This window comes from Priestia sp. P5_B4 (genome assembly GCF_056400385.1).
Genome location: NZ_JBFULJ010000164.1, coordinates 1 through 6,466 on the forward strand (window position 1 = coordinate 1; position 6,466 = coordinate 6,466).

Here is a 6,466-nt window from a genome sequence, read left to right on the forward strand (position 1 = left end):
GATGTTTCTTCTATGGAAGAAGTAAATGCAGCAGTTGAGCATCTACATACAAAATTAGGGGCAACAGATATCTTAATCAACAACGCAGGAATCGGTAAATTCGGAAGCTTTTTAGAGCTAGACCCAGCTGAGTGGAAACAAATCATTGATGTGAATTTAATGGGCGTTTACTACGTAACGCGCGCCGTTCTACCTCAATTAATCGAAAAAAATGGTGGAGACATTATCAATATTTCATCCACTGCTGGTCAAAAAGGCGCTCCCGTTACAAGTGCTTACAGCGCTTCAAAATTTGGCGTGCTCGGCTTAACTGAATCTCTAGCGTTAGAAGTACGCAAACACAATATTCGTGTAACAGCTCTAACACCAAGTACAGTAGCAACGGAATTAGCGTATAAAGAAAACTTAACGGATGGCAATCCTGATAAAGTGATGCAGCCTGAAGACCTAGCAGAAATTATGGTCGCACAATTAAAATTGCATCCTCGTATTTTTATCAAATCTGCGGGCATGTGGTCCACAAATCCATAAACAAACATAGAAAAAGGAGAGCTTMAGCTCTCCTTTTTTGTGTCTTCCTTTATATGGTGGTTACCTTATTTACGTTTAGGCGTGATTTCTTCTGATAGTTCTTCAAAAGATTTCACTTTTCCATGCGATGGGTTTTGTGATTGTTTTCGCACATTCCACTGACGCTCTTTTTGACTTTTAGACTGAGTCATTTTGCTTCATCCCCTTTTTATATGCTTACATGTAGTAGGATAAAACAAGCTGCTCTTTTCCATTCATCAAAACTGCTTCCAATTTCTTTACTGCTTAGCTAAATGTATTTTAAACCACTTATCAATTTCCGCGTTATATTGATCATAATAAGCAGTTAGCGGATGGTCTCCGTTTTTGTACAGTACATATTTGTATTCTTTTCCCTGCTCATCTAATTGTTTCACAAGCTTTTCAGCCTGCGTATGGTGAACTTTACGATCATGATCACCCTGTAAAATCAAAAGAGGTGAATTTACTTTATCGCTCCAATAGACAACAGAACGACTTTTATACCTCTCCGGATACTGCGCCGGATCTCCTACAATCGTCCGCAGCACTTGTTTCATTTCAGGCCCTCTTTGATCATAGAATTGAAACATGTCTGTAATACCTGATTGTACGACAACTGCATCAAATTTAACGCCGTTTTTCATCGTTAAATACGTCATCATGCCGCCGCGTGAATATCCTAGCGCTACCTTTTGCTGGTGATTTACATAAGGAAGCTGTTCTCCCCACTTAATAAGATTTAACACGTCGTCAATATCTTTACCGCCGTACGTCTCTGTACCTTCACTTCCGCCATTTCCCCTGTATTGAGTCGCAACCACGACGTAGCCTTTACTTGCCCAATATGATAAGTACTGCAGTGTTTTTGCGCGAATCATGCCATGTTCGCGATTTCCTCCGCGATTATATACTAAAAGCGGATAATGTTTGTCTGCAATGTCTTTAGGCTGTACTAAAAACCCTTTTATCTTTAAATTATCACTAGGATACGTAATGCTATATACATCTACTTTATTTGAATAAGGCGATAATAAATTCAATTTTTCTTTATTTACATCATCACTTTCAGCTCGGTTGAAAACCGCTGTCACACCGAGCACAGCTACAGTGATTAATGCAATGATGCCCCATTTTTTCAACAGAAACCCTCTCCTCAATAAATATCTTTTCTCTTTTATAATGAGTGTTTTCATTTGGCTTTACCCTTCTTAAATGTTTGCTAAAAAGGGCATTCATCCCATCGCCAATACAGCTTATTTATCATACCGCAAAACTCAAATTTCTTCATCAATAAAGAAATAAGAATTCATCCAAATACATTAACAAGAAAGACGTATAGTAAATTGTATTATTAAATTATAGATTTGAAAAGTGGAATGATACTTTTTTTGTCGTTTTTTACCTGTCCTTTTTCCAAAAAAAAAAGCCCAATTAAGACTGAGCTTTTTTCTTGGCAATGCCAATGCCTGTATATGCTAAAATAATTGAAAAAATAGGACATAAAATACTAAAGAATGTAAATGGAATATAGTCAGCTGCGGGAATATTTAATGCAGTTGAAATAAAAGCACCGCTGACACCCCACGGAATAATAGCATTAATAACCGTTCCGCCGTCTTCAAGCGTTCGTGATAAGTTTTTTGGATCTAAATTCCATTTTTCATACAGCGGCTTAAACGTCTGTCCAGGCAAGAGAATCGATAAATACTGTTCGCCTGTAATAACGTTCACTCCAATTGAAGATAGAAGCGTAGCAAAAATAACGTCTCCGCTGCGGCGAATTTGTTTTGCTAATCCTTCTAACAAAGCATCAATAATTCCAACAGCTCTCATCAAGCCACCTAGCGACAAGGCAATCATGATAAGGGAAATAGAAAACATCATGGACTGCAGTCCGCCTTTATTCACAATCGCATCCACTACTTTATTTCCTGACTCTACTGCCGGACCGCTTTGAAGAACGCCTAGCAATTGACTCAGCGTAAATTCATKCTGTGTAATCATTCCTGTAATGATGGCCGTTACAATACCTAAAACTAACGTTGGAAGTACATCGACTCTTCTCATCGAAAAAATAAGAACTAAAAGTGGAGAAAGCAACGTTAACACATGTAAATTAAACGTATGTTTTAATGCGTCTTGAATTCCTTGAATTTCCCCGTAATTGACGCTTTCCTGATTTCCGTTGATTCCGATTACCAGTGCAATGATTGCTGTAATAACAATACTTGGAACCGTCGTCCACGTAATGTGCTGAATATGTTTAGGAAGCGGGACTTCAACGATACCAGAAGCAAAATTTGTTGTATCAGACAAGGGAGACATCTTATCTCCAAACACAGCTCCTGAAACAATCATCCCCGCTGCTAGCCCTGGATGTACACCAATAGCAGTTCCTACGCCAAATAAAGCGACCCCTACCGTACTGACGGTTGTTAATGAACTTCCCGTGAATGTTGAAACTAATACGGTAATAACTAAAGCACTAATTAAAAAGTACTGCGGTGAAATCCAGTGGAAGCCGTAGGATAAAATCGTCGGTATCGTTCCTCCTACCATCCAAATCGCAATAAGCATTCCGATCAGCATTAAAATAAGGATAGGCTTAATGCCCAGTCTGACACCGTCTAAAATCCCTTTCTCCATTTCTGTCCACTTATATTTCAACAAAAAGCCAATCACACTAATAAATGCTACACCAAATATCAGCGGAATATGAGGCGGCAGCTTTAACGTAAATAATGAAACAAAAATAATAGCTAATAGCACCAAAACCACCGCTATTGATTGTATAAATGAAATTTCTTTTTTCATGAGGTATTCCCTTTCTATCTTTCTTTTTCACTTAAACGCTTTTATGCTTTTACGCAGTTAAGTGCAAACCTTCTTGAGTATAATTTTTATCCTTCTTGCTGTCAATAACTTATTTTATCCAACGGTAAGCTCTGCACTCATTTTTCCACTTTTCTTCTTATTAATATTAATTCCCTCTCCAAGCAGATCATTGTACAAAATGCCTCTTATGTTTTTACATGTATAGAACGGGTACACATAAAACACATCTTTTTTTAATGTACTACCTTTTGTACATAAGCGAGGAACTTCCTTCAAAAATTTTTTAAGCAAAAGACTTGAAAGTCAAAAAAGGTCAAAGTATAATGAAATTACGAAAGGTCAAGAAAGGTCAAACACCTGCTGATCTTCGATTAAAATCATTTAGGGAGGCTAATTAAATGATTTGTCAAAACTGTAATAAACGTGAAGCATCTATTCAATTAAATGTACAAACAAATAACCAAAAATCTCAATATCGTTTATGTCATACATGTTATCAAGCACTAATGAAAGAACATAAAATCCCATCAGGTTTTGGAGGTGGCGGCTTTATGAACATCAATGATTTATTCAATCAAATGGCGCACGAACAAGCTGCACCGGAACAGCCACAGCAAGGAAATGGCGGCGGAGGCTTTTTAGACCAGTTCGGTCGAAACTTAACTCAAATTGCGAAAACGGGATTAATTGACCCTGTTATTGGCCGAGAAGAAGAAGTAGAGCGTGTCATTGAAATTTTAAATAGAAGAAACAAAAACAACCCGGTACTAATCGGAGAACCCGGTGTTGGTAAAACAGCTGTTGTTGAAGGGTTAGCTTTAAAAATCGCGGAAGGAAAAGTTCCTGCCAAGCTGTTAAATAAAGATGTATATCTGTTAGATGTAGCATCTCTCGTAGCTAATACCGGCGTGCGCGGTCAATTTGAAGAGCGCATGAAGCAGTTAATTTCTGAGCTTCAACAGCGAAAAAACGTGATTTTATTTATCGATGAAATTCACCTTCTTGTAGGAGCTGGTTCAGCGGAAGGTTCAATGGACGCAAGCAATATTTTAAAGCCTGCTCTTGCACGAGGCGAACTTCAAGTAGTCGGAGCTACAACTTTAAAAGAGTACCGTTCCATTGAAAAAGATGCGGCTCTTGAACGACGCTTCCAGCCGGTTATGGTTCACGAACCGTCTGTAGAAGAAGCTGTTGAAATTCTAAAAGGAATCCAAAGTAAATATGAAGATTATCACGGCGTTAGCTATACAGATGAAGCGATCCGCGCTTGTGTAAATTTATCACACCGCTACATTCAAGATCGCTTCTTGCCTGATAAAGCAATTGACTTGCTAGATGAAGCAGGTTCAAAAATGAACTTGCAGGCAGGCATTACAAATAAAGACGACGCGGCCGCTCGCTTAAAAGAAATTACAAAAGAAAAAGAGCAGGCGCTAAAGGATGAAAAATATGAAGTAGCGGCAAAACTGCGCGATGAAGAAGCTGCTCTTGAAAAACAACTAAACGAAGAACAGCAAAAAATGAATGTGGATATTGCTGACATTCAAGCAATTATTGAAAAGAAAACGGGTATCCCTGTTGGTAAACTTCAAGAAAATGAATCAGCAAAAATGAAGCATTTAGCAGAGCACTTAGCTCAAAAAGTAATCGGACAGCAGGAAGCTGTAGAAAAAGTAGCAAAAGCGATTCGACGTTCTCGCGCTGGATTAAAAGCGAAGCATCGCCCAATTGGTTCATTCTTATTTGTCGGCCCAACAGGTGTTGGTAAAACAGAGTTAACCAAAACATTAGCTGAAGAACTATTCGGCTCAAAAGATGCTATGGTTCGTCTAGATATGAGTGAATATATGGAAAAACACGCGGTGTCTAAATTAATCGGTTCACCTCCTGGCTACGTAGGTCACGAAGAGGCAGGACAATTAACAGAGAAAGTACGCCGTAATCCTTATTCCATCATCTTACTAGATGAAATTGAAAAAGCTCATCCAGACGTTCAGCATATGTTTCTACAAATTCTAGAAGACGGACGTCTAACAGATAGTCAAGGTCGCACAGTAAGCTTTAAAGACACAGTTATCATTATGACAAGTAACGCTGGTGTAGGTGAAAAGAAAATTACGGTTGGGTTTGACGCAGAAAATGACGCACTTAAACAGGCATCCGTTTTAGATTCACTTTCATCTTATTTCAAACCAGAGTTTTTAAACCGATTTGATACAATCATTGAATTTAATCACCTTGAAAAAGACAACTTAATTAAAATTGTGGACCTTATGCTTGCTGAATTAAAAGAAACATTACAAGAACAAAATATCACGCTGAGCGTAGCAGATGAGGTAAAAGAAAAACTAGCTGAACTTGGCTATCACCCTGCATTCGGTGCTAGACCGCTCCGCCGAGCAATTCAAGAACAGCTTGAAGATCGAATTACAGACTTACTTTTAGATGACGCAGACGTATCGACAGTGAACGTAACGTTAAATGAAGCAAGCGAAATCACCGTACAAAACTAATAGAAAAAGCGACTCTACTTGAGTCGCTTTTTTTTATAKAAATACTTACGTTTATTTACTTTCATCTGTTTTTTCGTCAGTACTATCCGTTGATTCTTCTTGATCATCAGATGCTTCATCCCCAGATGAATCATCTGCTTCGTCTTGCTTCATTGTTTCCTGTGAATCATCTGTAGTTGTGTCCTCCGCTTGAGTATCATCCGACTGTTCTGTTTGCTGTTCTGTGGCATCTTTTTCATCCGTTTGTGAGTTGCATGCTGTGATTAACATAATTGCTAGAAGTGATCCAAATAACTTGACTAATAAACTTTTGTTCATTTTACCGTCTCCTTTCGAATCATCTGAGCCTCTATGTAGTATTCATATGGCTCTACTGGCAGTATAGCCTATCCAATTAGAAAAAAGTTCACTTTTACAAGGTTATCACAAAAGCTTTACATCCCCTTCATTTCGTTCATATTCCCCTCATATTTCCTTAATAGTTTATGACTAGCTGTATTCTAGATCTATATTCCTTGGTCTAAGTGCTCAATTCGGCTATTCACACAGTTGTAACTATGCTAATA

General features: G+C 38.2%; 6 protein-coding genes. 2 read left to right on the forward strand and 4 right to left on the reverse strand.

The window, feature by feature from the left end; genetic code table 11:
• Positions 1 to 531, forward strand: a 531-nt coding sequence (locus AC1DRF_RS13920) for a 3-ketoacyl-ACP reductase (protein WP_477740956.1), incomplete at its 5' end; no start/stop codon positions are given.
• Between the two features lie 65 nt (positions 532 to 596).
• On the opposite strand, the gene AC1DRF_RS13925 is transcribed toward AC1DRF_RS13920, so the two are convergent.
• From AC1DRF_RS13925 to nhaC, 3 genes are all read right to left on the reverse strand, one after another.
• Positions 597 to 722: a DUF6254 family protein gene (locus AC1DRF_RS13925; protein ID WP_013082238.1), complete on the reverse strand. Its 126-nt coding sequence runs from the start codon at positions 720 to 722 to the stop codon at positions 597 to 599.
• 87 nt (positions 723 to 809) lie between these two features.
• Positions 810 to 1,691: an alpha/beta hydrolase family protein gene (locus AC1DRF_RS13930; RefSeq protein WP_014461062.1), complete on the reverse strand. Its 882-nt coding sequence runs from the start codon at positions 1,689 to 1,691 to the stop codon at positions 810 to 812.
• A gap of 292 nt (positions 1,692 to 1,983) precedes the next feature.
• Entirely contained in the window at positions 1,984 to 3,366 is a 1,383-nt protein-coding gene (gene nhaC, locus AC1DRF_RS13935; RefSeq protein WP_477740957.1) for a Na+/H+ antiporter NhaC, read from the reverse strand.
• 419 nt (positions 3,367 to 3,785) lie between these two features.
• Between nhaC and AC1DRF_RS13940 the strand changes: the two genes are divergently transcribed.
• Complete coding sequence (locus tag AC1DRF_RS13940) at positions 3,786 to 5,900, forward strand: ATP-dependent Clp protease ATP-binding subunit (RefSeq protein WP_427075477.1); 2,115 nt, start codon at positions 3,786 to 3,788, stop codon at positions 5,898 to 5,900.
• Between the two features lie 51 nt (positions 5,901 to 5,951).
• Here AC1DRF_RS13940 and AC1DRF_RS13945 read toward each other — a convergent pair whose 3' ends face one another.
• Positions 5,952 to 6,218, reverse strand: a complete 267-nt coding sequence (locus AC1DRF_RS13945) for a hypothetical protein (RefSeq protein ID WP_043979643.1) — start codon at positions 6,216 to 6,218, stop codon at positions 5,952 to 5,954.
• Positions 6,219 to 6,466 lie beyond the last annotated feature (248 nt).